Genomic DNA, 22,567 nt, shown 5'->3' with positions numbered 1-22,567 from the left:
GCCCGCGCCAGGGTGAGGCGCGGGCCTTGGAGCGTCGGATCAGACGCCGGACTTGATCGCAGTCCAGAGCCGCGTCACGTCACGCTGCACGCGCGGCGGATAGGGCGTCGTCGTGAACAGGTTGTCGAGCGCCGCCTCGGAGGGATAGATCGCCGGATCACCGATCACGTCCTCGTTGAGGTATTCCTGCGAAGCCTCGTTGCCGTTGGCGTAATAGACGTAGTTGGACGCCTGGGCCATGTTCTCGGCATCCATGATGAAGTTCAGGAAGGTATGCGCCGCTTCGGGGTTCGGGGCATCAACCGGGATGGCCATCTGGTCGAACCACATCTGCGCGCCTTCGTCCGGTGCGTTGTAGGCGATCTCCACGCCGTTGCCGGCCTCGGCGGCACGATCACGCGCTTGCAGGATGTCGCCGGACCAGCCGACGGCCACGCAGATGTCGCCGTTTGCCAGCGCGTTGATGTACTCGGACGAGTGGAACTTCTGGATATAGGGACGGATCGGCTCGAACCCCTCGCTCGCACGGGCGATCACCTCGGGATCGTGGCTGTCGGGATCCTCGCCCAGATAGTTGAGCGCGGCGGGGATCATCTCTGCCGGTGCATCGAGGAAATGCACACCGCATTCTGCCAGCTGCTCCATGTTGGCGGGGTCGAACACGAGATCCCAGGAGGTCAGCGGCGCATCCTCGCCGAGGATTTCCTGCACGCGGCCGACATTCACGCCGATGCCGGTCGTACCCCACATGTAATTGATCGAATATTCGTTGCCCGGATCGTAGGTCGCGGTGCGCTCTTCGATGACGTCCCACATGTTGTCGAGGTTGGGCAACTGCTCGGTGTCGAGCTTCTGGAACGCCCCGGCCTGGATCTGACGCTGCAGGAATGTGCCCGTCGGCACCACCACGTCATAGCCGGAGGAGCCCGCGAGCATTTTCGTCTCCAGCACCTCGTTGGAGTCGAAGACGTCGTAGATCAGGTCGATCCCGGTTTCTTCCTCGAATTGGGTCAGCAGGTCTTCGTCGATGTAATCCGACCAATTGTAGACCCGAACTTCCTGCGCCGAGGCCGCACCGGCCGTAAGCGCGAACACGGCGACGCCGGTCGTGAGCTTGAGTGTCATTCTTCATTCTCCCTAGGTCGTGAGGCGGTTTCTCCGCTCTGACCGTGGCAATTTGATCAAATATTGCCGCCTCTGGCAACAATGGGATGTTTTCACCTCGCACGGGCGCGTGCAAGATTGCGCGCACATGCAGGGTCCGGAGAGAGCATTCGATGAATAAAACGGCATCGCGCGAGGACATGTCGGGCCCTGCGGGTCTGCCCGCGCATGAACAGGTCTACCGGCACCTGCGCGAGATGATTCTCTTCGGCGAGCTTGCTCCGGGCCAGGCGGTCACGATCCAGGGTCTGACGGAGACGCTTGGTGCCGGCATGACACCGGTGCGCGAGGCGCTGCGGCGGCTGACGGCGGAAGGCGCGCTCGACTTCCAGGGCAACCGGCGGATCGCGGTGCCGGTGCTCGATCACGCCGCGCTGGAGGAACTGACCATCGCCCGACGCGCGCTCGAGCCCGAGCTTGCGCGCCGCGCGGCAGAACGGGCATCGCCCGACGTCGTCGAGGCACTGAGCGAGATCGACACGTCCATCGACACCGCCATGAGGCGCGGCGACGTGCCGGGCTACCTCATTGGCAACCATGCATTTCACGCGCGCATCAACGCCTGCGCCGATGCCGCGATCCTGACCGGCCTCGTCGAGGGTCTGTGGCTGCGCTTTGGCCCGTCTTTGCGGGTGGTCTGCGGCCGTTTCGGCACCGAAGGCCTGCCCGACCGACATAAGGATCTTCTGGACGCGCTCTCGGCAGGGGATGCCGATGCGGCGGCCAGTGCGATGGATGCCGATGTCTGTCAGGGCATGGAGCAGATCGCTCTCGGGCTCGGCCCTGCGCCGCCTTCTGATTGACAGCGCAGAATTTGATCATATTTTGAGTGCAACTCACCGAACAGGAAAGGTGCGCCCATGGCACAGCTCACGAACACGCGTCCGACCGCGGAATTGCAGGCGCTCGATGCCGCGCATCACATGCATCCCTTCACTCACGGCGCGGAGCTCGGCCAGAAGGGCGCGCGCATCATCACCAGTGCCGATGGCTGTTGGCTGACCGACAGCGAAGGCAACCGCATCCTCGACGGGATGGCCGGCCTCTGGTGCGTGAACATCGGCTATGGACGGCAGGAACTCGTTGACTCGGCAACGCGCCAGATGAGCGAGCTGCCCTTCTACAACACCTTCTTCCAGACCAGCCACCTTCCCGCGATCCAGCTTGCCGAGCGGCTGGCGCAGCTGGCACCCGGCGATCTCGATCACGTCTTCTTCGCGTCTTCGGGCTCCGAGGCGAACGATACCAATATCCGTCTCGTGCGGACCTATTGGGAGATGAAGGGAGAGCCGCAGCGCCGTGCGATCATCTCGCGGTGGAACGCCTATCACGGCTCGTCCGTCGGCTCCGGCAGCCTCGGCGGCATGAAGGGCATGCACGCCCAAGGCGGCCTGCCGATCCCGGACATCCATCATATCGACCAGCCGAATTGGTGGTCCGAGGGTGGCGAGATGAGCGAGCACGATTTCGGCATCGCCCGCGCGCGACAGCTCGAGGAAAAGATCCTCGAGCTCGGCCCCGAGAATGTCGCGGCCTTCATCGCCGAGCCGGTGCAGGGCGCAGGCGGCGTCATCGTCCCGCCCGAAAGCTACTGGCCCGAGGTGAGCCGGATCGTGAAGGAATACGGCATCCTTCTCATTGCCGACGAGGTGATCTGCGGGTTCGGACGTACCGGCAACTGGTTCGGCAGCCAGACCGTCGGGATCGAGCCGGACATCATGACAGTCGCGAAGGGCCTCTCCTCGGGCTACCTGCCGATCGGCGGGTCCATCGTATCCTCCGACGTGGCGAGCGTGATCGGCGGTGGCGAGTTCAACCACGGCTACACCTATTCGGGTCACCCGGTGGCCGCCGCGGTCGCGCTCGAGAACCTGCGCCTCCTCGATGAGGAGGGCATCGTCACCCGCGTCCGCGAAGAGACGGGCCCCTACCTCAAGGAAAAATTCGAGAGCCTCGCCGAGCATCCGATGGTGGGCGAGGCGAAGATCGTCGGCATGATGGGCTCCATCGCGCTGACGCCCGACAAGGCGCGACGTGCCGCCTTCAAGGCCGATGCGGGCACGGTGGGCTATCTCTGCCGCGAGCGCTGCTTCGCGAACAACCTCGTGATGCGTCACGTCGGCGACCGGATGATCATCTCGCCGCCACTCGTCATCTCGAAGGAGGAGATCGACGCGCTGATCGCCCGCGCCTGGAAAAGCCTCGACGAGGCCATGGTCGAGGCCAAGGAAAATGGGCTCTTCGAAGCGGCCTGAGCAGAGGCCTCACCAGCGGTCGAGCGCCGCTTCGTCCTCGTCCTTCGCGGCGACCCAGGATGCATCTTCGCCTGCGCGTTCCTTTTTCCAGAAGGGCGCGCGGGACTTGAGGTAATCCATGAGGTATTCCGCCGCCTCGAAGGCATCCTTGCGATGCGGGGCGGCGGTAGCGACCATCATGATCTTCTCGCCGGGCCGCAGCGGGCCATATCTGTGAATGACCAGGACGTCGCCAAGCGACCAGCGCTCTTTCGCCTCGCCTGCGATCTGCTCCAGCGCCTTTTCGGTCATGCCGGGGTAATGCTCGATTTCCATCACGTCGAGATCGCCATCGCCTCTCACGATGCCGGAGAAGGTGACGATCGCCCCCACATCGCTGCGCCCCGCGGCGAAGCGTTCGGCTTCCTCTCCGAAATCGAAGGGCGCGTCCTGAACGACGATCCGCATCAGCCCCCCGTCATCGGCGGAAAGAAGGCGACCTCGCGCGCACCCGACAGCGTTGCGTCGAAATCGGAAAGTTCCTGGTCGACGGCCACGCGCAGCGCAGACAGATCGGCAAAAGCCGCCGCGTAGCGCGCCTCGCGGGAGCGCAGCTCATCGACGAGCTCGCTCACCGTCGCGGCCTCGGTCTCGATCCGTTCCTTCGGGATGCCGATCCGCTCCCGGACCCAGGCGAAGTAGAGTACATCCATCAGCGCGTCTCCTTGAGATGGGGCACGGCCTTTCGGAAATAATCCCAGCCCGTGATCGCCGTCAGCAGCGCCGCGATCCACAAAAGCGTGAGGCCGAGATAGCCGGTCCAGATCATGCCGGTTTGCCGCCAGGCGAGCCCGAGTTCATCCTCCGTCTCACCGGCGAGGATCGAGGTGACGAGATCCGAATCCATCCCGTAGGTCGCGGCGATGAGATAATGTTCGAAAATGCCCTGCCCGAACAGCACCGCGATGGCGACCATCTGCAGCGTTGTCTTCCACTTGGCGAGCTTGGTCACCTTGAGAAGGCCCGCGGTGTCGCCCAGAAACTCGCGCAAGCCCGAGACGAAGACCTCGCGAAACAGGATCACCGTCGCGGGCAGAACGATCCACGGCGTGTAGGAGGAATAGCCCACGATCACCATGAGCGCGATCACGACCATCGCCTTGTCCGCGATCGGGTCGAGCATTGCGCCGATCTTGGTCTCGGCCCCCCATGACCGCGCGATATAGCCGTCGAACCAGTCGGTGATCGCCGCGCCGAGAAACAGGATCAGCGCACACCAATCGGCGAAGGGGCGCGAGAAATAGAGGAACATGACCGCCAGGCCAGGCGCGGCCAGAAGGCGCAGGGCGGTCAGTATGTTCGGCAGCGTCCATTGCATGTCTTTGTCCTATCCTGCCTTTGCGTCACGCGAAAGACGCCAGCTCAGCTTGTGGCCCGCGCACGCCGCGCCAGCCGATCCAGAAAGAGCGCCCGCGCCGGTGGCACCGGCCGATCGCCCAGCGAGGGGGCGAGGTGCGCCTCGAAGAAATGTCCCGTCGTGCCGAGAGCGGCCAGGACCTCTGCATCCTCTCCGGACCCGCTTCCCATCATCACTGCCGGTAAAGGCAAGAGCCGCGGCGCCCAGTCGCCCGCGCCCGACCAGCTCACCGCCCGGCCCGTCTTCGGAGAAACGTAGGCGAGGTCATTGGCGTTCCCGCCCGCCGCGCAGCGCGACAGGTCGAGCCCGAAGCCCATATCCTCCAGAAGCGCCATCTCCCAGCGCAAGTAGGCCAGCGGCCAGATATCGGGCCGGTCGAGCAGGTCGAGCAGCGTCGCGGTCCGCGCATAGATGTCGGGCTGTGCCTCCCGCTCGGGCAAGGTGAAGGACAAAAGCGCGAGGAGCGCGTTCAGCCCCGCCAGCGTGAGCCGGTCGGCCATCGCGATGGCCGCGCGCGAGCGATTGAGCTCGACCGTGTAGGTGCCGATATGATCCTCGAGCCGCGCCCGCCAGGCAAGGTCCAGCTCCGCCCCCGGCTGCAGGATCGGCGCGAGCTTGCGGCTCGCCCCGCCCCGCACGACCCCGGCATGGCGCCCATGCCCTGCGGTAAATACCTCGAGGATGGCCGAGCTCTCCCCGTGCCGCCGCGTCGAAAGCAATATGCCGGTATCGCGCCATTCCATCCCGGCAACGTTGGCCGAGCGGCAGGCAAGCGCAAGGGGCCATCCTGTCTTTGGGTTGGCAAAAATACCGCGGAGAGCACGAGAGGCAGCGCCTCTCGTCGGGATCGCATCAGGCGAGCCCGTCCTCGTCCAGAAGGTGCCGCCCCGCGCGGTCCTCGACCTCTATGACCCAGAGATCGGGATCGAAGCCGCGCTGCCTGGCGATGGCCGCGTCGACCTCCGCCTCAGGCCCCGAGGAAAGCTCGGCCCAGACACGCGCGCCGCTCGCAAGATCGAAGCTTCGCGTGAAGGCGCGCGCCCGCCCGTCGAGCGTTGCGAGCTTGACGAGGACCGCGCCCGCCGTGTCGTCGCCATGGGCGACCACGAAACAGGGAATGTCGTGGAAGGCGAGTCGCCGCCGGTAGGCATCGACCCAGAACCGCGCGGTGAGGCGCGGCTCAGCCATCGCCGTCGCGGAAATCGAGACCCATCTCGGAATAGCGCTCGGCCTCGTCCTGCCAGCGCTCGCGGACCTTCACCTGCAGGAACAGGTGCACCTTGCGGCCCAGGAAATCCTCGAGCTCTTCGCGCGCGGCCTTGGAGATTGCCTTGACCGTCTCGCCCTTGTGACCGAGCAGGATGCCCTTGTGACCGTCCCTGCTGACATAGATCACCTGGTCGATCCGTGCTGAGCCGTCCTTGCGCTCGTCCCAGCTCTCCGTCTCGACGGTGAGCTGGTAGGGCAGTTCCTGGTGCAGCCGCAACGTCAGCTTCTCGCGCGTCATCTCGGCGGCGATCATACGCATGGGCAGATCGGCGATCTGGTCTTCGGGATAAAGCCACGGCCCCTCGGGCAGACTGCCTGCAAGCCAGAGGCGCAGATCCTCGACGCCGTGTCCCTTCTCTGCCGAGATCATGAAGGTCTCGGCAAAGGTGAACCGCTCGTTGAGGGTCTTGGAGAGCGCCAGCAACGTCTCCGCCTTCACCCGGTCGATCTTGTTGATGGCGAGCGCTACGGGCCGGCCGTGACCGACCGTGTCGAGCTCCTCGAGGATGGCCTCGACGCCTTCGGTCACGCCGCGATGCGCCTCGATGAGCAGCACGACGATATCGGCATCCGCAGCGCCGCCCCACGCGGCCTTGACCATCGCCCGGTCCAGCCTGCGGCGCGGCTTGAAGAGGCCGGGAGTATCGACGAAGACGATCTGCGCGTCGCCTTCCAGCGCAACGCCCCGGATGCGCGTGCGCGTCGTCTGAACCTTGTGCGTCACGATCGAGACCTTCGCCCCGACCATACGGTTGGTCAGGGTCGATTTGCCCGCATTGGGCTCTCCGATCAGCGCGACGAAACCGGCGCGGGTGGTCATGGGCGGCGCTCCTTGCCTGAGGCCCGCTCGCTTAGCCGAGTGCGCGGCATTTGGCCAGAGCCCGCGCCTGAGCGAACGAGCGTATAGAGCCCCGACACGACGATCAACGCCGCGCCCACGAGCGTCAGCGCGTCGGGCCGTTCACCGAAGACGAGGAATGCCAGGATCAGCGCGAAGAGGAGCCGGCTGTAGCGGAACGGCGCGACGACCGAGACCTCGCCCGTGCGCATGGCCCGTGTGAGCGCGGTGTAAGCCAGAACGCCGGTGAGCCCCGTGGCGAGGATCAAAAGCGCGGCGCGCGGCGTCGGCATGGCCGGAAGCCCGGGCTCGAACGCCAGGATCACCAGCCCGGCCAGTGTCACCGTCAGAAAACCCGGAATACCGAGTTGCATCGCGGAGATCTCGGGCGGGCTCGCGCGCGTGGCGACATCCCGGCAGGCAAAGCCGATCATGCCCAGAAGCCCGTAGAGCGCCGAAAGCTCGATCCCGTCCAGCGACGGGCGCAGGATCAGAAGGACGCCGGCAAATCCGACCGCCATCGCGATCCAGCGCCCCGCCCCGACCCGCTCGCCTAGGATCAGCGCCGCGCATAGCGTCACGACCAGCGGAGCCGCCTGCAGGATCGACGAGGTCACCGAGAGCGGCGCGTAGGCCAGCGCAAGCGCGAAGAAGAGCCGCCCCATCACCTCGAAAGCCGAGCGGATGAGCATCGTGCGGCCGAGATAGCCCCGCGTCCAGACCGGCAGCCCGCTCCGGCGCACGAGCGCGGCATAGATCACGAGCCCCGTCAGTCCGAAGAAGAATGTCCCGAGCCCCGGGGAAATGCCGGCTGTAGCCGCCTTGAAAAGCGAATCCTCGATGGCAAAGCCCAGCATCGCGGCGATCATGAACAGAGAGCCGCGGAGGTTGTCGCTCACGCCTTCGCCTCGACCTCTGCCAGCAGCGACTGGGCGGCGCCCTGCTCGGCCTGGCGTTTCGAGCCGGCGGTCGCGCTGGCACTCTGTCCCGTCTCCAGGCGCGCCTCGATGGTGAAGACAGGCTGGTGATCGGGGCCGCTGCGCGCGGTCTCGACATAGGCCGGGGGCGGAAGGCCGCGGGCCTGGGCCCATTCCTGCAGCGCGGTTTTGGCGTCGCGGGCATCCTCCTCGACCGAGGCGATCCGCTCGCCCCAGAGGCGCAGGATGCAGGTTTTGGCGGCCTCGAACCCCTGATCGATGTAGATCGCGGCGATCACCGCCTCCATCGCGTCGCCCAGAAGCGCCATCTTGCGGCGCCCGCCCGAGAGGCGCTCCGACCGGCCAAGTTTCAGCGCATCGCCGATGCCGAACTCGCGCGCGACATCGGCGCAGGTTTCTTTCCGCACAAGCGCATTATAGCGCGGCGCGAGCGCGCCTTCGGCCGCTTTGGGGTCACGCTCCAGAAGCGCTTCGGCCATGACGAGACCGAGCACGCGGTCGCCGAGAAATTCCAGGCGCTGGTTGTCGCTGCGCGTCGGGCTGGACATCGAAGGATGCGTCAGGGCCTCACGCAAGAGCTCCGGCCGGTCGAAACGCACGCCGATCCGGCCTTCGAGGTCTGCAATCTCGGCTGACCGCTTCAATCCAGCGCCTCGAAGAACCTGTCACCGCGCCAGGTCCAGAAATACAGCATCGAGCGCCCTGCGGAGGAGAAGATCACGCGATCGGCACGGCCGACGAGGTTCTCGAAAGGCACGAAGCCGACGCCGCCCGCGACGCTCGGCACACGGCTGTCGGCCGAATTGTCGCGGTTGTCGCCCATGAAGAAGTAATGGCCTTCGGGGACGGTATAGACGGGCGTGTTGTCCGAACCCTGGGACGTGATGTTCAGAACCGAATGGCTGACGCCGTTCGGCAGCGTTTCGACGAACTTTTCCTTGATGCAGGTGCCGCCCTCGCCGACGGGTCCGTTGGCGCAGCGCGGTCGGACCCCTTGCGGGCCTTGCGGACGAGCGATCTCTTCGAAGGTGCCGTCAGGTTCGAGGCCGACCGGCTCGTCGTTGATGAAGATGCGGCCGTCACGCACCTGCACGCGGTCGCCGGGCAAGCCGATGAGGCGTTTGATGAAATCCGACCCGTTCACCGGGTGACGGAAGACGACAATATCGCCGCGCTCGGGCTCAGAGCCAAGGAAGCGTTCGTTGTCGCCGTCGAAAATGCCGCAGATGTCTTCGGCATCGATGTCGATGCCGATGCTCGGAATCCGCACTGAAGGGCAGGAGGCGTAGGAATAGCCGTAGGCCATCTTGTTGACGAACAGGAAGTCGCCGATCAGCAGCGTGTCCTTCATCGAGCCCGAGGGAATCCAGAAGGGTTGGAAGAACAACGTGCGGAACACGCCTGCGATCAGGAGCGCGTAAACCACCGTTTTGACGGTCTCGACAAAGCCGCCCGACGATGCTTTCGATGCCATGTTCTGCCCCTTTGCCCTTTGCGCCGGTTAAGTGCCGACCGGCACCCGCGAAGTCAAGCGCGAGGGCGCGCCTCGATCACGACGAAGGCCTGCGCCCAGGGATGATCGTCGGTCAGGGTGACGTGGATGATCGCCTCGTGTCCTTCGGGGGTCATTTCGGCCAGCCGGTCGGCGGCCCAGCCGGTGACATGCATGACGGGCTGGCCCGTTCGCAGGTTGGTCACGGCCATATCCTTCCAGGCGATCCCCATTCGAAGCCCGGTGCCAAGCGCCTTGGAGCAGGCCTCTTTCGCCGCCCAGCGCTTGGCATAGGTGCCGGCGACATCCGCGCGGCGTTCCGCCTTGCGCTGCTCGGTCTCGGTGAAGACACGGTTGCGGAAGCGGTCGCCAAAGCGGTCAAGCGTGCCCTGGATGCGCTCGATATTCGCCAGATCTGTGCCGACGCCGAGGATCATGTTTCTCCCCGATAGATATGCGCGACGTCGTCCTGCCGGAGCCCGCCCGTCCAGATGAAGGCATCGCCCGAGGCGCGGGCGTAATCCGCGATTCCGAGGCCTGGAAACTGGAAGAAATCCGGCGCGGCTTCCTGCGTCATCGCGAACGCCAGACGGTCGATGCCCGCCCAGCGCATCGCGGCCAGGCACATCTCGCAGGGCTGCATCGAGGCGATCAGGCTCGCGCCCGACAGATCCTTCGTGCCGAGCGTGCGGCAGGCGCGGGCGATGGCGACGATCTCGGCATGCCGGGAAGGATCGCGCTCGTCACCGACCTCGTTCCGGGCCAGCATGACGATCCGGTCGTTTCGGACGATCGCCGCGGTGAAGACGGGGCCGCCACCGGGCGTGTAAAGCCGTCGCGCCTCGTCGATCACGCGGCCAAGCGCGTCCGCCTCGGTCGGGGTCAGCTCGAAGCTCATCGCTGCGAGGTCGCGACGACGCCGCTTTGCTGATTGATGGTGACGGTCAGCGTTTCGTCCACGAAATCCGCACCGTCGAAGACGCGCACGGGGACATCGACGCTGAGGCCGGTCGCGGCATCATAGGAGGCGACAGCCCCCGCAAGATCCAACCCGCCATAGCCGAAATTGCGCTCATTCGAGATCAGCGTGCAAATATCGCCCGGATCTTCGGGGGATGGCAGGACCACCATAAGGTGCGAGGAGCAGCAGGCCGGCTCTCCGCCGGTGTCGAGATAGAACATCCGGATCGCGCCTTGAGCGAAAGTCCGAATGCCGATCTCGGGCGGCAGGACAAGGTTGCGCGCATTCGCCTCGAAGGTGCCGCAATCGCGCGTGACATCGGCCAAGGCGCCCTGCCCGGCCAGCGCGAAGACGCTCGCGAGAGCGACAGAGCGGATCATGCCCGCGCCTCGTCCATCAGGCGGCGCATTTCGCGGATCGCCCCGTCAAGACCGAGGAAGATGGCCTCTGCGATCAGGAAATGCCCGATATTGAGCTCGCGGATCTCGGGGATCGCTGCGATCGGGCCGACCGTTTCGAAGGTGAGCCCGTGGCCCGCATGAACCTCGAGCCCCAGCCCGTGGGCCTGAGCCGCCGCGTTCCGCAGCCGTTCGAGTTCCGCATCTCGTTCCTCGAACCGCTCTTCGTAATGCAGGTCGCAATAAGCGCCCGTGTGCAGCTCCACGACCGCCGCGCCGATGCGGGCGGAGGCCTCGATCTGCTCGGCGTCGGCCGCGATGAAGAGCGACACGCGTGCGCCTGCCTCGCGCAGGGGCGCGATGAAATCAGCGAGCCGGTTCTGATCCTTCGCGACTTCGAGGCCGCCTTCGGTCGTGCGCTCCTCGCGCTTCTCGGGCACGATGCACACCGCGTGCGGGCGATGCCGAAGGGCGATTTTCTGCATCTCCTCGGTCGCCGCCATCTCGAAATTGAGCGGTGTGCGGAGCGACGCCATGAGCGCTTCGATATCGCCGTCGCGAATGTGCCGGCGATCCTCGCGCAGATGCGCCGTGATGCCGTCGGCCCCGGCTTTCTCGGCTGTCTCTGCCGCACGGACGGGATCGGGATAGGCGCTGCCGCGCGCGTTTCTTACGGTCGCAACGTGATCGATGTTCACACCGAGCCTGAGTGTTTGATCCTCGGTCGCCATGGCGGGGGTCTCCGTCCTGTCTGTGGCGGGAAAGCTAGTCCGCGGAGGCGTTGCCGTCAGCCTGTTTCTGCTTTTTTGCCTTCATCGCCGCGATCTTGGCCGCGATGATCCCCTTGCGCCGGTTCTGGTAGGCGCGGATCAGCGGCAGCGAGATGTAGTAGCAGATGAGTCCCGTGATGATCCCGGGAATGATGCCGCCCACGAGATAGGGAAAGAAGACATCGTCGTAGAAAAGCGCCAGATCGCTCCAGTCGGCCCGGTCGGATGTGAAGATCGCGACGAAATTGTCCCACAGGTCGCGGCCAGCGGCCGCGAACTTGTCGCCGACCCAGCGGTGATCCTCGGGATCGCTTTCATCGCCGAGAATCCAATGCCCGGTCTGCAGCGAGACCACCGCGATCGGCACGTAGGTCAGCGGGTTGCCGAAAAAGGTGCCCATCAGTGCCGCGACGATATTCCCGCGCAGCACCCATGCCAAAAGCGCCGCCAGAAAGAAGTGCAACCCGTAGAGCGGCGTGAAGGTCATGAAGACGCCGGCGAAGATGCCGCGCGCGATCTTGTCCGGCGGGTCGGGCAGGCGCTGCAGCCGGTGACGGATATAGCGTGCCGCGCGGCCCCACCCGCCTTTCGGCCAGAGAAAGCGCAAGCCCTGCTTCCAGTACGGCTGCTGTTCGCGTCTCCTGAAGACCAAGGAGGGATCCCAATCCTATTCGGCGGCCGTGCGGGCCTTTTCGCTTCGGTCCGTGTCCCGGCGGCGCTCGACCTGTGCGACGTCGCTTTCGGCTTCGAGAGCCGAGATCACCGAGTGAAGGTGTTCGGCATCGCTGAGCTGCAGCTCGACCTCGAGCCGGTAGTAGTCCGGCTTCCGGTCACGGAACTCAAGGTCCGAGATATTGGCCTTGCGCTCTCCGATCAATGTGCAAATCCGACCCAATACACCCGCATCGTTTCCGATCGTCAGTTCGAGGGTGACATCGTAGAGCGGCGGATGCCGCCCTTCGGCCCATTGCAGGTCGAGCCAGCGGTCCGGCTCGTCCTCGAACTCGGCCAGGCTAGGGCAATCGATCGCGTGGACCACGACACCGTGACCGCGCCGCGCGATACCGACAATCCGCTCGCCGGGCAGAGGCTGACAGCATTTCGCACGTGCGAACCCCTGGTCATGGGCCAGACCAATGACCGCTCGAGCCGTGTCGACTTCGGAGGATGGACGCGGCGAGAGGTCGGGATAGACCGCAGCCACGACTTCGCGGGCGGAGATCTCGGCCGAACCGAGCCGCGCCAGAAGCTCTTCGCCGTCCTCGAGGCGCAGGGTCTTCGCCGCCTTCTCAAGCACTTTATCGGAGGCTTTCTTGCCCACATGCTCGAAAGCGGAGCGCGCGATCTCGTGGCCGAGCTTGACGAAACGTTCCTTGCGCGCCTCGCGCAACGCCCGCCGGATCGCGGTCTTGGCCTTGCCGGTCTGCGCGATATCGAGCCAGGTCGCCTGCGGCGTCTGTCCTTCGGCGGTGATGATCTCCACCGATTGACCGTTCTTGAGACGGGTCCAGAGCGGCACGCGCAGCCCGTCCACCTTCGCGCCGACGCAGGCCGAGCCGATGCGGGTGTGGATCGCGTAGCCGAAATCGAGCGGCGTCGCGCCGCGCGGCAACTTCACCACGTCGCCCTTCGGCGTGAAGCAGAAGACCTGGTCGGAATACATCTCGAGCTTGACCGCCTCGAGGAATTCGTCGTGATCCTCCTCAGCGGTGAACTGCTCCGTCAGGGAGGCGATCCATTTGGCCGGATCGACCGCGAACGGGTTCTGCGCGCGTACACCGTCGCGGTAAGACCAATGCGCGGCGACGCCGGTCTCTGCGACCTCGTGCATCTGCCGGGTGCGGATCTGCACCTCGACGCGCTTACCGTCGCGGCCCGAAACGGTGGTGTGGATCGAGCGGTAACCGTTCGTCTTGGGCTGGCTCACGTAGTCCTTGAACCTGCCCGGCACGGCGCGCCAGCGGCGGTGGATCGCGCCGAGCGCGCGGTAGCAATCCATCTCGCTGGCGGTGATGACGCGGAAGCCGTAGATGTCCGACAGCCGCGAGAAGGACAGCTCCTTCTCCTGCATCTTGCGCCAGATCGAATAGGGTTTCTTCGCGCGCCCGAAGACCTCCGCGTCGATCCCGACCTGGTCCAGCTCATGGCGCATGTCGGACGTGATACGCGGAATGACGTCGCCGGCCTCGCGCTGAAGGGTGATGAAGCGGCGGATGATCGACAGCCTCGCTTCGGGGTTGATGACGCGGAAGGCGAGATCCTCGAGCTCCTCGCGCATCCACTGCATCCCCATCCGGCCTGCGAGCGGCGCGTAGATATCCATCGTCTCGCGCGCTTTCTGGAGCTGCTTCTCCTCACGCATCGCCTTGATGGTACGCATGTTGTGCAGCCGGTCGGCGAGCTTGACGAGGATCACCCGCAAATCCTTCGACATCGCCATGAAAAGCTTGCGGAAATTCTCCGCCTGCTTGGTCTCGGTCGAGGAGAGTTGAAGGTTGGTGAGCTTCGTCACCCCGTCCACCAGCATCGCGGTCTCCGCGCCGAAACGCTCGGAGATCTCGTTGTAGGTCGACTTGGTGTCTTCGATCGTGTCGTGAAGGAGCGCGGTGATGATTGTGGCGTCGTCGAGCTGTTGCTCGGTCAGGATCGCCGCCACAGCGACGGGATGCGTGAAGTAGGGCTCGCCCGACTGCCGCATCTGCCCTTCATGCATCGCGCGGCCGTACTCGTAGGCCGCGCGAATGAGCTTTTCATTCGTTCTGGGATTGTAGTTGCGGACGAGCGCAATGAGATCCTCGGCGGCAATCATGCGCCATCATCCTCAAGATGCCCGACGCGCGCGAGGCATCAGCTCTCGCCCTGCGCCTCCATCAGCGCGCGGAGCAGCTTCTCCTCGGACATGTCGTCGTCCTGCTGCGGCTTGTCCGGCTCGGAGCCCATCAGGAGCGCCATTGCGTCGTCCTCGGGCTCGTCCACCTCGATCTGGGTCTGCTTGGACTCGATGAGGCGCTCGCGCAGCTCTTCTGCGGACTGCGTTTCCTCGGCGATCTCGCGGAGCGACACGACGGGGTTCTTGTCGTTGTCACGGTCCACCGTGATCGCGGCGCCGGACGAGATCTCGCGGGCGCGATGGGCGGACAGGAGAACCAGCTCGAAGCGATTCGGAACCTTGTCGACGCAATCTTCAACCGTCACGCGGGCCATGTATGTCTCCAGTCTTCGGGTCTGACGTCAGAAAGGTGGTATGTAACGCGCAAGCTAGGGCTTGACAAGAAGCCTTCTTTTTACATCGGCGCGATTTCGTCGCAGGCCTCACGAGGCAGCGCGGCCCGCATCTCGAAGATCGTCCGCCCCAGGACCGGGTGCCGCCAGGCGGGCGCGATATCGGCCAGCGGCACCAGCACGAAGCCCCTGTCCTGAAGCCTCGGATGCGGCAAGATCAGCTCATCGGGCGCAACGCGGCGCTGCTCCGCCGCGGGAAGATCGTGCCATTGGCGCCAAGTATGCTCGTCAGGCGCAACCGCACCGTCCATCGCGACCAGATCGAGGTCGAGCGTCCGCATCCCCCATCGTTGCGCCCGCGCCCGGCCGAAATGCGTCTCGATCCGGTGAAGCTCGGCCAGCACGTCGCGTGCTTCGAGCCCGTCCGGCACGTCGCAGAGGATCGCGGCATTCACGTAATCCGGGCCTGCCCCGGCGGGAAAACATGGTGTCCGGTAGAATCGGCTTACCGCCCGAAGACCGAGCGGTCCCTGAGCGATCACGACCAGGGCCTCGGCCAAAGTCGCCTCGGGTGGCGCGTCATTCCAAGGCAGATTCGCACCAAGCGCGATCAGCGCGGTGCGGTGTTCGCCAGACAGGAAGGGGGTTTCTTGCGTGAACGTCATGTTGCCGTTACGTCTACGCTCGCTTGCAGTGCAGTTTCGCCGTAATATGTTCCAATTATAATCGCACGTCTGGCACTCGGAGGATTGCTTTCGTTCGCCCGACGGCAGCCCGCATTCATTGAAGAGGAATTTCATGTTTTACAAGGACGAACGGCTGGCGCTGTTCATCGACGGGTCGAATCTGTACGCAGCAGCCAAGTCCCTAGGCTTTGACATCGACTACAAGCTTCTGCGGCAGGAATTTGTCCGTCGTGGACGCATGATTCGCGCCTTTTATTACACCGCGCTTCTGGAAAACGAAGAATACTCGCCGATCCGCCCTCTGGTGGACTGGCTGCATTACAACGGTTTCTCGATGGTGACCAAGCCGGCCAAGGAATACACCGACAGCCAGGGGCGCCGGAAGGTGAAAGGCAACATGGATATCGAACTGACCGTCGATGCCATGGAGCTTGCCCCGCGGGTGGATCACATCGTGTTGTTCTCCGGCGATGGCGACTTTCGTCCGCTCGTGGAAAGCCTGCAACGTCAGGGCGTGCGGGTCTCGGTTGTCTCCACGATCCGCAGCCAGCCGCCGATGATCGCCGACGAGCTGCGCCGCCAGGCTGACAACTTCATCGAACTCGATGAGCTTCGCACCGTGATCGGCCGTCCGCCGCGCGATCAGGACGAGGCGTCCGAGCGGCAGGCCTCGAACGGCTGATCTCAGCCGATGATGGCAGCTATCGCGGCTCTTGGCGGCCTGTTTCTTGCGGCCTTCGGGGCTGCGACGATCCTACCGTTCCAGTCCGAAGTGGTCTTCGTCGGCCTGCAACTCGGCGGGCGCTGGCCGGTCTGGCTCCTGGTTCTCGTCGCCAGTATCGGCAACATTCTCGGCGCGGTCGTCAATTTCGTGATGGGCCTTTATGCCGAGCGATTCCGCGACCGCCGCTGGTTTCCCGCCTCTGGCCGGCAGCTTGATCGCGCGCAGGACTGGTGGCAGCGCTACGGGCTCTGGACCCTGCTCCTGAGCTGGGCTCCCTTCGGCGATGCCTTCACCGTGATCGCCGGGATCATGCGCGTGCCGCTCTGGCAATTCCTGGCACTCGTGAGCGTCGCGAAGACCGGCCGCTACATCGTCCTTACCTGGGCGACCGCCGCTGCGGCGGGCTAGGTCAGAAGATCGGTCCGACCGCGAGACAGAGCACGACAAGGGCAGTCAGAAGCACGCGCAGCTGCATCCACCAGCCCGGCGCGAGTCCCCAGCGCCAGAAGGCGAAATCGAGGATCAGGAGCCCCGCGAACCCGGTCATCAGATTGATCGCCGCCGAGGTGGGCCCACCCCCCGTCATGAAGAAGGCCCAGAGCGCCGGGATCACCGACAGCGCATAGCCCGTGGCGGCGCGGCTGTCTTCGGCCTTCGTCGCAAAGCCCCAGAGCACACCCGACATGAAGCTCAGAATGATCGCCCCGTAGTAAAGCTGCACATACGGCCCGATGAAGCGCGGCCCCAGAGTCTGCTGGCCCCAGCCGGCCAGAGCGGGCGCCAGAAGCGTCAGCGCGCCCCAGGCGAACGGGATCACGCCTGCCAGTCCAAGGATCAGGGCGGAGCGGGGAATTTGGGTCATCACGTCTCTCGGCGAACAGGTCTGCGGAGCGCGAGATAGCGCGGGCAGCCTCTCCTGTCACCCGGCCCGTTCGAGCGCCAGTCGGCCGGCCAGCGCGGCAAAGAGCGTTGCGAAGGATCGGTTGAGCCAGCGCATCGCGCGGGCGCTCGCCAGAAGACGGTCGCGTGCCTCGGCGGCAAGCAGCCCGTATCCGACGAAGACGACGAAGGTGAGTGCCATGAAGATCGCGCCGAGCGTGGTCATCTCGAGGGTCGCGGTCGCGGGATTGCCCGAGAGGAACGGCGGCAGCAGTGCCAGGAAGAATACCGACAGTTTCGGGTTCAGGATGTTGATGAGCGCTCCGCGTCGCGCGATCCGAATGCCCGGCTCCGCCGTCCGGTCCTCGGAAACGGCCAGCGCACCGCCCGCGCGCAACGACTGCCAGGCGAGATACAGAAGATAGGCCACGCCCGCCCACTTCACCGCCGTGAAAAGAAGCGCCGAGGTATGCAGGAGCGCCGCAAGCCCAAGGATTGCCGCAGCCAGATGCGGCACGATCCCGAACGTGCAGCCCAGCGCCGCCCAAAGCGCGGCGCGCCGCCCCTGCCCGAGCGAGATCGCCAGCGTATAGAGAACACCCGTTCCGGGAGCGATCACGACAACGAAAGCGGTCAGAAGGAATTGAAGCGACATGGAGCGGCTTTCCCGGTTCGAACCGCCCGACTGTCCGCCGGGGCAGGACCGCGGTCAAGGCGCGTTCTTTTCCGGGATAGCCCGAATACTCGGGAGGGCGAACGCTAAGGCCAAGCCCCGCTTGCTTCAGGCGGGCTCACGCAGGACGCGGGGCACCTTGAACTCGACGTTCTCCTCGGCCGTCGTCACCGTCTCGACGGTCACGTCATAACGCGCGCGGAAGGCGTCGATCACCTCTTCGATGAGCACGTCAGGCGCGGAGGCGCCCGCCGTGAGGCCGATGGAACGGATCCCCTCGAGCGCGCGCCAGTCGATATCGGCCGCTCTCTGGACGAGTTGGGCATAACGGCAGCCTGCCCGCGCACCGACTTCGACGAGCCGCTTGGAGTTGGACGAGTTCGGCGCGCCGACCACCAGAAGCGCATCGCAATCGGGAGCCATCGCCTTCACCGCTTCCTGCCGGTTCGTGGTGGCGTAGCAGATGTCTTCCTTGTGCGGGCCGACGATGGCCGGGAAACGCGCCTTGAGGGCGGCGACGATTTCGGCGGTGTCGTCGAGAGACAGGGTCGTCTGCGTGACGAATGCCAGTTTCTCGGGATCCCGCACGTCGAGATGCGCGACATCCTCCGGCGTCTCCACCAGCAGCACCTCGCCTTCGGGCAGTTGCCCCATCGTGCCGACCGTCTCGGGATGGCCGGCATGTCCGATCATCACCATCTGCAGGCCGTTCTCATGGTGCCGCGCGGCCTCGATATGCACTTTCGAGACAAGCGGACAGGTCGCGTCCACATAGACCATCTCTCGCTCGGCCGCCTCGGCGGGCACGGCCTTCGGCACGCCATGCGCCGAGAAGATCACCGGACGGTCCGGCGGGCATTCGTCCAGCTCCTCGACGAAGACCGCGCCTTTATCGCGCAATCCGTCCACGACGAACTTGTTGTGCACGATCTCGTGGCGCACGTAGACCGGCGCGCCCCATTTCTCGAGCGCCATCTCCACGATCTTAATCGCGCGGTCGACGCCGGCGCAGAAGCCGCGCGGTGCGGCGAGGTACAGCGTGAGGGGCGGGGTCGTCATGAAGGCTCTCCGGTCGTCTTACCTGCCACAGGTAAGGGAAGGTCGGCACTGAATCCACCCCGGGGGCGGCTCATTCGCGTGCAAGCAGCACAGCCTCGACACGGCGATTGAGCGCGCGGCCCTCCGGCGACAGGTTCGAGGCGCGCGGCGCGAGGTATCCGACACCTTCGGCAGCGACCTGATCGGCAGGTGCACCCGCCTCGCGCAGATAGGCCGCGACCGAGCGCGCGCGGGCGAGGGACAAGTCGCGATTGCCCGCGAGCGAGCCTTCCGCATCCGTATGCCCGACCAGCAGGACACGCCGATCGGGCGTATCGGCGAGATACCGGGCCAGGGTATCGAGCGAGGCGATCCGGTCCTGACCGAGCGCAGTGTCACCGCTGGCGAAGGTCACATCCTCGAGCGGCACATGCCCCTGCGCCTCGAGCCGCGCGATCAAGTCGCCGGTGGCAACGTCAGGTGCCGACGTGCCCGCACGTGTCGTGACGATCCCGCCCGAGGGTGTTTCGTTCTCGGAGATCTGGATGCTCTGCACGAAGCCCGCCGCCGCACTGCGGCTCGTCAGGACAGATACGGCCCTGTCGCCCTTTCGTGCGGAAAGGAACCGATAATCGGTCAGGTCGACATACATGCCCGGCGCGGGCGCAACGCGCGTTGCGAAGCGGAAGTCGAACCCGCCGCACCGCGCAGCGGCGCAATCGAGCAGGATCTCGTAACCCGACCCTTCCAGGCTCTCGCGAATCGGCCCCATCAGATCGGCCGGCGTTGCGGCACTATCGTCGATCCGCCAGGCGCGCAGCGAGAGCGTGCCGTCGACACGCAGTGCGGGCAGACCGCTGTCGGCCGTCCAGGGTCCGCTCGGCAGCGCGTAGCTGACCCCGGCCTCGGTGAGCGACACCGTTTCTTCGGCGGCTTCCTGCAGAGGCAGATCCTGCGCGGCAAGCGGCCCCGCGAGGCAGGCAAGAAGAAGGCTAGCGCGCCTGAGAATGATAGTCATCGTTCGGACGCATATCGGTCGCGCTCGCGACCCGGTTCGTCATGTTGAAGAATGCGGCGACATTTATGATGTCCCAGATGTCGCGGTCGGTGAAGCCGACATCGCGCAGCGCCGCACGGTCCGCTTCCTGCACTTCGGCGGAAGCCTTGGTCACGGCTTCGGTGAAGGTCAGCATCGCGCGATGGCGCGGCGAGAGATCCGCGACCCGCCAGTTCATGACCATCATCTCGCCGAGCTTCGGATCGCCCGAAAGCGCGCGCACCGCCGCGCCATGCGCGGTCAGGCAGTAGAAGCATTTGTTGATGGAGGAAACGCAGACCGCGATCATCTCGCGCTCGAGCTTGCTGAGCCCGCTCTCGGCGAGCATCAGCTCGTTATAGAGCCCGGTGAAGGCGTTCAGCTTCTCGATCGAGAAAGCATGGGCGCGCAGAACGTTCGGCACCATGCCGAGCTTTTCCTGGCATATGTCGAAATAGCGCTGCGTCTCGTCGGGCAGCGGATCGACCTGGGGCAGATCGAGCGCGGTCGGCTGGGTCGTGTCGGTCACGGTTCCTCCTCGGCGTGGATGCGGTAGTGATACTCTCCCACCTCCTCCATCCCAAGGGAAGCATAGAGCGCGTTCGCGCCCTCATTCGCGCGCGTGACGAGGATTGCGATCCGCGACGCGCCGTGCTCGCGCCCCCAGCGAGCGGCCTGCCGCATCATCCAGGCGGCAAGCCCGAGACGGCGGAGCGCGGGCGTGACCTCCACCGCGTGAACCATGACCGTCTCGCCGTGGATCGCTGCGAAGGCGCAGCCGCCGGGCGTGTCTTTCATGCGCCCGAGGATCGCCGTCTTCGGGCCGTCCACGCGCGCCATCACATCGAGCCGCGCCGGCCCGATCCCGCCAGCCTGCCAAAGCTCGCGCATGATCGCGAGCGGCTCCCAGATGGTGAAGGCGGTCACGCGCGGGATCGGGCGATCATCGATTGCCTCGACCGGCGCCGCGCGGATCACCACCGGGTCGATCACGCGGTATCCCCGCGCCTCGAGCGCGTCGTCGAGCGCCGTCTCACCGCTCCGCACCATGAAGAGCGGCGTCTGCCCGAGACCGCGCATCCGCGTCTCCGCGCCTGCGATATCCGCCTCGGTCCACCCGTCCCGTGCTGTTGCAGCCGAGACGCGCTTGCCGCCGCCCGCCCCGTCGCGAAGCGTGAAGCCTGGCACGTCATGGCGCACAAGGGGCGGCCATGTCGCCTCGGCGATCTCGAAGAGATCGGTCATTCCGCGAACGTTTCTGCCAGCTGCGTCACCGCCGCATCGACCCGCGCCCCGTCGCTTCCCCGGACAACCACATGCGCGCCGTAGATGCCGTTTTCGTGGAACGGATAGGAGCCGAACGACAGGTCCGGGAATTCCTCTGCCAGCTCGCGAAGCGGTCCGGCAATATCGCCCTCGCCGCGCTCGACCCGGATGGATTGCGACAGCAGAGGCGCGCCGCCGGTCAGCGTCGGCAGGACACTCGCCACCATCGCCTGGAAGACCTGCGGCACGCCGGCCATCACATGCACATTGCCGATGGAGAAGCCCGGCGCGGCGGAGACCGGGTTCTCGATCAAGGTCGCGCCATCGGGGATGCGGGCCATCCGCAGGCGCGCGTCGTTCAGTTCCTTGCCGGTGCGCTCGTAATGTTCGGCCAGGATGGCACGAGCGTCGTCCCGCACGTCGATGGAGACGCCCATCGCCTCGGCTACGCAATCGGCCGTGATGTCGTCATGGGTCGGTCCGATCCCGCCGGAGGTCACGACGATGTCGTACCGATCTTTCAGTGCCGTGAGCGCCTCGACGATGGCGGCGCTTTCGTCCGAGACGATCCGCACCTCGGCGAGGTCGATGCCGCGCTTTGTGAATTCGCCCGCGAGATGATGCATGTTCGCATCGCGCGTCCGCCCCGAGAGGATCTCGTTGCCGATCACGAGCATGGCAGCTGTGGGGTTGGGCATCTCGTCTCCTCCTTGGCCTCGGCTGGAGGCACAGCTATAGGCCTGCGCCATGCGCTTTCAAACCCCTCTCGTCCGCGCGACGCTGCTTCGGCGGTACAAACGCTTTCTCGCCGATTGCCGTCTCGAGGACGGACGCGAGATCACCGCGCACGTGGCCAACCCCGGCTCCATGCTTGGCCTTGCAGAGCCGGGCACGATTGCCTGGCTCGAGCCCAACGACGATCCGAAGAAAAAGCTCAAATGGAGCTGGAAGATCGCAGAGCTGGAGACCGGCGCGCGCGTCGCCGTCGATACCGCGCTCGCCAACAGGATCGTTCGCGAGGCACTGGAGGCGAAGCGAATCGCAGGGCTCGACGCCTATGACTGCGTCCGCCCCGAGCAGAAATACGGAGAGGCGAGCCGAATCGATTTCCTCCTCCAAGGCGCGGGCCTGCCCGCCGCCTATGTCGAGGTGAAGTCCGTCACCCTCTCCCGAACGCCGGGCGTGGCGGAATTTCCCGACAGCGTGACAGCGCGCGGCACCAAGCACTTGAAAGAACTGGGCCAGATCGCGTCAGTGGAGGGGCGGGCCATCATGCTCTATCTCGTCGCGCGCGATGATGCGCGCGAGGTGGCGCTCGCCGCCGATATCGATCCCGCTTACGCAAAGGCGTTCCGCGAGGCCCGAGCCGCGGGTGTCGAGGTCATCGCGCTGGCCACCAAGATCGGGCCAGATGGCATCAAAACCACGACGCCGCTGCCTTTTTCGGAGCCCTGAAAGCCATCTCGCAGGCCACGTGAACGCCCCTTTCAAGCTGCATCGCAGCAAGCGGGTGGAAATACCCGCTTTTTGGTCCTAAATTCCGCGTCAAGAGATGTTTGGAG

At 65.4% G+C, this 22,567-nt stretch carries 30 protein-coding genes; 5 read left to right on the top strand and 25 right to left on the bottom strand.

Annotated elements, in window-relative coordinates; translation table 11 throughout:
- Positions 1-39: 39 nt before the first annotated feature.
- Positions 40-1,125, bottom strand: coding sequence for a polyamine ABC transporter substrate-binding protein (locus BM171_RS09840; RefSeq protein WP_093011289.1), 1,086 nt, complete (start codon positions 1,123-1,125; stop codon positions 40-42).
- Positions 1,126-1,277: 152 nt separating this feature from the next.
- On the opposite strand from BM171_RS09840, the gene BM171_RS09835 reads away from it, so the two are divergent.
- Together BM171_RS09835 and BM171_RS09830 are read left to right on the top strand one after the other, a co-directional pair.
- The gene (locus BM171_RS09835; RefSeq protein WP_093011286.1) at positions 1,278-1,967 is read left to right on the top strand and encodes a GntR family transcriptional regulator; all 690 of its coding nucleotides are present in this window, start codon (positions 1,278-1,280) and stop codon (positions 1,965-1,967) included.
- Positions 1,968-2,024: 57 nt separating this feature from the next.
- Positions 2,025-3,419 carry an aspartate aminotransferase family protein gene (locus BM171_RS09830; RefSeq protein WP_093011283.1) on the top strand — a complete coding sequence of 465 codons (1,395 nt, stop codon included), beginning with the start codon at positions 2,025-2,027 and terminating at the stop codon, positions 3,417-3,419.
- Between the two features lie 9 nt (positions 3,420-3,428).
- On the opposite strand, the gene BM171_RS09825 is transcribed toward BM171_RS09830, so the two are convergent.
- The 17 genes from BM171_RS09825 to folK form a co-directional block, all read right to left on the bottom strand.
- Complete coding sequence (locus tag BM171_RS09825) at positions 3,429-3,866, bottom strand: molybdenum cofactor biosynthesis protein MoaE (RefSeq protein ID WP_093011280.1); 438 nt, start codon at positions 3,864-3,866, stop codon at positions 3,429-3,431.
- Positions 3,866-4,111 (bottom strand): molybdopterin converting factor subunit 1, encoded by a 246-nt coding sequence (moaD, locus tag BM171_RS09820; protein WP_093011277.1) that lies wholly within the window; start codon positions 4,109-4,111, stop codon positions 3,866-3,868. Before moaD ends, BM171_RS09825 begins: the two co-directional genes overlap by 1 nt.
- A complete protein-coding gene (pgsA, locus tag BM171_RS09815) occupies positions 4,111-4,776 on the bottom strand; it encodes a CDP-diacylglycerol--glycerol-3-phosphate 3-phosphatidyltransferase (protein ID WP_093011274.1) in 666 nt (221 codons plus the stop codon). The genes moaD and pgsA overlap by 1 nt, the downstream gene beginning before the upstream one ends.
- Before the next feature lie 44 nt (positions 4,777-4,820).
- The gene (recO, locus tag BM171_RS09810) at positions 4,821-5,558 is read right to left on the bottom strand and encodes a DNA repair protein RecO (RefSeq protein ID WP_093011271.1); all 738 of its coding nucleotides are present in this window, start codon (positions 5,556-5,558) and stop codon (positions 4,821-4,823) included.
- Between the two features lie 109 nt (positions 5,559-5,667).
- Entirely contained in the window at positions 5,668-6,003 is a 336-nt protein-coding gene (locus BM171_RS09805) for a DUF1491 family protein (protein ID WP_093011268.1), read from the bottom strand.
- Entirely contained in the window at positions 5,996-6,904 is a 909-nt protein-coding gene (gene era / locus BM171_RS09800) for a GTPase Era (RefSeq protein ID WP_093011265.1), read from the bottom strand. The genes BM171_RS09805 and era overlap by 8 nt, the downstream gene beginning before the upstream one ends.
- Complete coding sequence (locus tag BM171_RS09795) at positions 6,901-7,821, bottom strand: DMT family transporter (RefSeq protein ID WP_245760224.1); 921 nt, start codon at positions 7,819-7,821, stop codon at positions 6,901-6,903. The genes era and BM171_RS09795 overlap by 4 nt, the downstream gene beginning before the upstream one ends.
- Positions 7,818-8,504, bottom strand: coding sequence for a ribonuclease III (rnc, locus tag BM171_RS09790; protein WP_093011262.1), 687 nt, complete (start codon positions 8,502-8,504; stop codon positions 7,818-7,820). Before rnc ends, BM171_RS09795 begins: the two co-directional genes overlap by 4 nt.
- Complete coding sequence (gene lepB / locus BM171_RS09785) at positions 8,501-9,334, bottom strand: signal peptidase I (RefSeq protein ID WP_093011259.1); 834 nt, start codon at positions 9,332-9,334, stop codon at positions 8,501-8,503. The genes rnc and lepB overlap by 4 nt, the downstream gene beginning before the upstream one ends.
- Positions 9,335-9,387: 53 nt before the next feature.
- Positions 9,388-9,789 (bottom strand): holo-ACP synthase, encoded by a 402-nt coding sequence (acpS, locus tag BM171_RS09780; protein ID WP_093011256.1) that lies wholly within the window; start codon positions 9,787-9,789, stop codon positions 9,388-9,390.
- The gene (locus tag BM171_RS09775) at positions 9,786-10,250 is read right to left on the bottom strand and encodes a nucleoside deaminase (RefSeq protein ID WP_245760223.1); all 465 of its coding nucleotides are present in this window, start codon (positions 10,248-10,250) and stop codon (positions 9,786-9,788) included. Before BM171_RS09775 ends, acpS begins: the two co-directional genes overlap by 4 nt.
- On the bottom strand, positions 10,247-10,693 hold the full coding sequence (locus BM171_RS09770; protein WP_093011252.1) for a hypothetical protein: 447 nt from the start codon (positions 10,691-10,693) through the stop codon (positions 10,247-10,249). The genes BM171_RS09775 and BM171_RS09770 overlap by 4 nt, the downstream gene beginning before the upstream one ends.
- On the bottom strand, positions 10,690-11,442 hold the full coding sequence (locus BM171_RS09765) for a pyridoxine 5'-phosphate synthase (RefSeq protein WP_093011249.1): 753 nt from the start codon (positions 11,440-11,442) through the stop codon (positions 10,690-10,692). The genes BM171_RS09770 and BM171_RS09765 overlap by 4 nt, the downstream gene beginning before the upstream one ends.
- A gap of 34 nt (positions 11,443-11,476) precedes the next feature.
- Complete coding sequence (locus tag BM171_RS09760) at positions 11,477-12,133, bottom strand: DUF2062 domain-containing protein (protein WP_093011246.1); 657 nt, start codon at positions 12,131-12,133, stop codon at positions 11,477-11,479.
- Between the two features lie 15 nt (positions 12,134-12,148).
- Positions 12,149-14,290: a RelA/SpoT family protein gene (locus BM171_RS09755; RefSeq protein WP_093011243.1), complete on the bottom strand. Its 2,142-nt coding sequence runs from the start codon at positions 14,288-14,290 to the stop codon at positions 12,149-12,151.
- A gap of 38 nt (positions 14,291-14,328) precedes the next feature.
- The gene (rpoZ, locus tag BM171_RS09750) at positions 14,329-14,685 is read right to left on the bottom strand and encodes a DNA-directed RNA polymerase subunit omega (protein ID WP_093011240.1); all 357 of its coding nucleotides are present in this window, start codon (positions 14,683-14,685) and stop codon (positions 14,329-14,331) included.
- 80 nt (positions 14,686-14,765) lie between these two features.
- The gene (gene folK, locus BM171_RS09745; protein ID WP_093011237.1) at positions 14,766-15,368 is read right to left on the bottom strand and encodes a 2-amino-4-hydroxy-6-hydroxymethyldihydropteridine diphosphokinase; all 603 of its coding nucleotides are present in this window, start codon (positions 15,366-15,368) and stop codon (positions 14,766-14,768) included.
- Between the two features lie 133 nt (positions 15,369-15,501).
- Here folK and BM171_RS09740 point away from each other — a divergent pair, with 133 nt between their 5' ends.
- Positions 15,502-16,071 (top strand): LabA-like NYN domain-containing protein, encoded by a 570-nt coding sequence (locus BM171_RS09740; RefSeq protein WP_093011234.1) that lies wholly within the window; start codon positions 15,502-15,504, stop codon positions 16,069-16,071.
- Between the two features lie 9 nt (positions 16,072-16,080).
- On the top strand, positions 16,081-16,521 hold the full coding sequence (locus BM171_RS09735; RefSeq protein ID WP_093011231.1) for a YqaA family protein: 441 nt from the start codon (positions 16,081-16,083) through the stop codon (positions 16,519-16,521).
- Position 16,522: 1 nt separating this feature from the next.
- Here the strand turns inward: BM171_RS09735 and BM171_RS09730 are convergent, their stop codons facing one another.
- The 7 genes from BM171_RS09730 to BM171_RS09700 form a co-directional block, all read right to left on the bottom strand.
- A complete protein-coding gene (locus BM171_RS09730) occupies positions 16,523-16,975 on the bottom strand; it encodes a DUF3429 domain-containing protein (protein ID WP_093011228.1) in 453 nt (150 codons plus the stop codon).
- Positions 16,976-17,032: 57 nt separating this feature from the next.
- Positions 17,033-17,647, bottom strand: coding sequence for a LysE family translocator (locus tag BM171_RS09725; RefSeq protein ID WP_093011225.1), 615 nt, complete (start codon positions 17,645-17,647; stop codon positions 17,033-17,035).
- A 126-nt stretch (positions 17,648-17,773) separates the two neighbouring features.
- Positions 17,774-18,724 carry a 4-hydroxy-3-methylbut-2-enyl diphosphate reductase gene (ispH, locus tag BM171_RS09720; protein ID WP_093011222.1) on the bottom strand — a complete coding sequence of 317 codons (951 nt, stop codon included), beginning with the start codon at positions 18,722-18,724 and terminating at the stop codon, positions 17,774-17,776.
- 70 nt (positions 18,725-18,794) lie between these two features.
- Positions 18,795-19,721 (bottom strand): OmpA family protein, encoded by a 927-nt coding sequence (locus tag BM171_RS09715; protein ID WP_093011219.1) that lies wholly within the window; start codon positions 19,719-19,721, stop codon positions 18,795-18,797.
- Positions 19,696-20,268, bottom strand: a complete 573-nt coding sequence (locus BM171_RS09710; RefSeq protein WP_093011216.1) for a peroxidase-related enzyme — start codon at positions 20,266-20,268, stop codon at positions 19,696-19,698. Before BM171_RS09710 ends, BM171_RS09715 begins: the two co-directional genes overlap by 26 nt.
- Positions 20,265-20,984 (bottom strand): GNAT family N-acetyltransferase, encoded by a 720-nt coding sequence (locus BM171_RS09705; protein WP_093011213.1) that lies wholly within the window; start codon positions 20,982-20,984, stop codon positions 20,265-20,267. The genes BM171_RS09710 and BM171_RS09705 overlap by 4 nt, the downstream gene beginning before the upstream one ends.
- Positions 20,981-21,703 carry a competence/damage-inducible protein A gene (locus tag BM171_RS09700; protein WP_093011210.1) on the bottom strand — a complete coding sequence of 241 codons (723 nt, stop codon included), beginning with the start codon at positions 21,701-21,703 and terminating at the stop codon, positions 20,981-20,983. The genes BM171_RS09705 and BM171_RS09700 overlap by 4 nt, the downstream gene beginning before the upstream one ends.
- Before the next feature lie 49 nt (positions 21,704-21,752).
- Here BM171_RS09700 and sfsA point away from each other — a divergent pair, with 49 nt between their 5' ends.
- Positions 21,753-22,460: a DNA/RNA nuclease SfsA gene (sfsA, locus tag BM171_RS09695; RefSeq protein WP_093011207.1), complete on the top strand. Its 708-nt coding sequence runs from the start codon at positions 21,753-21,755 to the stop codon at positions 22,458-22,460.
- Positions 22,461-22,567 lie beyond the last annotated feature (107 nt).

Source organism: Roseivivax halotolerans (assembly GCF_900115815.1).
GTDB classification, from domain to species: domain Bacteria; phylum Pseudomonadota; class Alphaproteobacteria; order Rhodobacterales; family Rhodobacteraceae; genus Roseivivax; species Roseivivax halotolerans.
The sequence above is the reverse complement of the archived record's forward strand: the minus strand, read 5'-3'. Positions and strand labels throughout refer to the sequence as shown.

Excerpts from the sequence above, each read along its gene's own strand:
- BM171_RS09705 (WP_093011213.1), bottom strand. The coding sequence starts at position 20,984 with ATGACCGATCTCTTCGAGATCGCCGAGGCGACATGGCCGCCCCTTGTG.
- BM171_RS09740 (WP_093011234.1), top strand. The coding sequence starts at position 15,502 with ATGTTTTACAAGGACGAACGGCTGGCGCTGTTCATCGACGGGTCGAAT.
- BM171_RS09830 (WP_093011283.1), top strand. The coding sequence starts at position 2,025 with ATGGCACAGCTCACGAACACGCGTCCGACCGCGGAATTGCAGGCGCTC.
- BM171_RS09775 (WP_245760223.1), bottom strand. The coding sequence starts at position 10,250 with ATGAGCTTCGAGCTGACCCCGACCGAGGCGGACGCGCTTGGCCGCGTG.
- BM171_RS09735 (WP_093011231.1), top strand. The coding sequence starts at position 16,081 with ATGATGGCAGCTATCGCGGCTCTTGGCGGCCTGTTTCTTGCGGCCTTC.
- BM171_RS09840 (WP_093011289.1), bottom strand. The coding sequence starts at position 1,125 with ATGACACTCAAGCTCACGACCGGCGTCGCCGTGTTCGCGCTTACGGCC.
- BM171_RS09770 (WP_093011252.1), bottom strand. The coding sequence starts at position 10,693 with ATGATCCGCTCTGTCGCTCTCGCGAGCGTCTTCGCGCTGGCCGGGCAG.
- BM171_RS09715 (WP_093011219.1), bottom strand. The coding sequence starts at position 19,721 with ATGACTATCATTCTCAGGCGCGCTAGCCTTCTTCTTGCCTGCCTCGCG.
- BM171_RS09825 (WP_093011280.1), bottom strand. The coding sequence starts at position 3,866 with ATGCGGATCGTCGTTCAGGACGCGCCCTTCGATTTCGGAGAGGAAGCC.
- BM171_RS09835 (WP_093011286.1), top strand. The coding sequence starts at position 1,278 with ATGAATAAAACGGCATCGCGCGAGGACATGTCGGGCCCTGCGGGTCTG.
- BM171_RS09755 (WP_093011243.1), bottom strand. The coding sequence starts at position 14,290 with ATGATTGCCGCCGAGGATCTCATTGCGCTCGTCCGCAACTACAATCCC.
- acpS (WP_093011256.1), bottom strand. The coding sequence starts at position 9,789 with ATGATCCTCGGCGTCGGCACAGATCTGGCGAATATCGAGCGCATCCAG.
- lepB (WP_093011259.1), bottom strand. The coding sequence starts at position 9,334 with ATGGCATCGAAAGCATCGTCGGGCGGCTTTGTCGAGACCGTCAAAACG.
- BM171_RS09725 (WP_093011225.1), bottom strand. The coding sequence starts at position 17,647 with ATGTCGCTTCAATTCCTTCTGACCGCTTTCGTTGTCGTGATCGCTCCC.
- BM171_RS09805 (WP_093011268.1), bottom strand. The coding sequence starts at position 6,003 with ATGGCTGAGCCGCGCCTCACCGCGCGGTTCTGGGTCGATGCCTACCGG.
- folK (WP_093011237.1), bottom strand. The coding sequence starts at position 15,368 with ATGACGTTCACGCAAGAAACCCCCTTCCTGTCTGGCGAACACCGCACC.
- era (WP_093011265.1), bottom strand. The coding sequence starts at position 6,904 with ATGACCACCCGCGCCGGTTTCGTCGCGCTGATCGGAGAGCCCAATGCG.
- BM171_RS09730 (WP_093011228.1), bottom strand. The coding sequence starts at position 16,975 with ATGACCCAAATTCCCCGCTCCGCCCTGATCCTTGGACTGGCAGGCGTG.
- sfsA (WP_093011207.1), top strand. The coding sequence starts at position 21,753 with ATGCGCTTTCAAACCCCTCTCGTCCGCGCGACGCTGCTTCGGCGGTAC.
- recO (WP_093011271.1), bottom strand. The coding sequence starts at position 5,558 with ATGGAATGGCGCGATACCGGCATATTGCTTTCGACGCGGCGGCACGGG.
- rpoZ (WP_093011240.1), bottom strand. The coding sequence starts at position 14,685 with ATGGCCCGCGTGACGGTTGAAGATTGCGTCGACAAGGTTCCGAATCGC.
- BM171_RS09765 (WP_093011249.1), bottom strand. The coding sequence starts at position 11,442 with ATGGCGACCGAGGATCAAACACTCAGGCTCGGTGTGAACATCGATCAC.
- ispH (WP_093011222.1), bottom strand. The coding sequence starts at position 18,724 with ATGACGACCCCGCCCCTCACGCTGTACCTCGCCGCACCGCGCGGCTTC.
- pgsA (WP_093011274.1), bottom strand. The coding sequence starts at position 4,776 with ATGCAATGGACGCTGCCGAACATACTGACCGCCCTGCGCCTTCTGGCC.
- BM171_RS09700 (WP_093011210.1), bottom strand. The coding sequence starts at position 21,703 with ATGCCCAACCCCACAGCTGCCATGCTCGTGATCGGCAACGAGATCCTC.
- moaD (WP_093011277.1), bottom strand. The coding sequence starts at position 4,111 with ATGGATGTACTCTACTTCGCCTGGGTCCGGGAGCGGATCGGCATCCCG.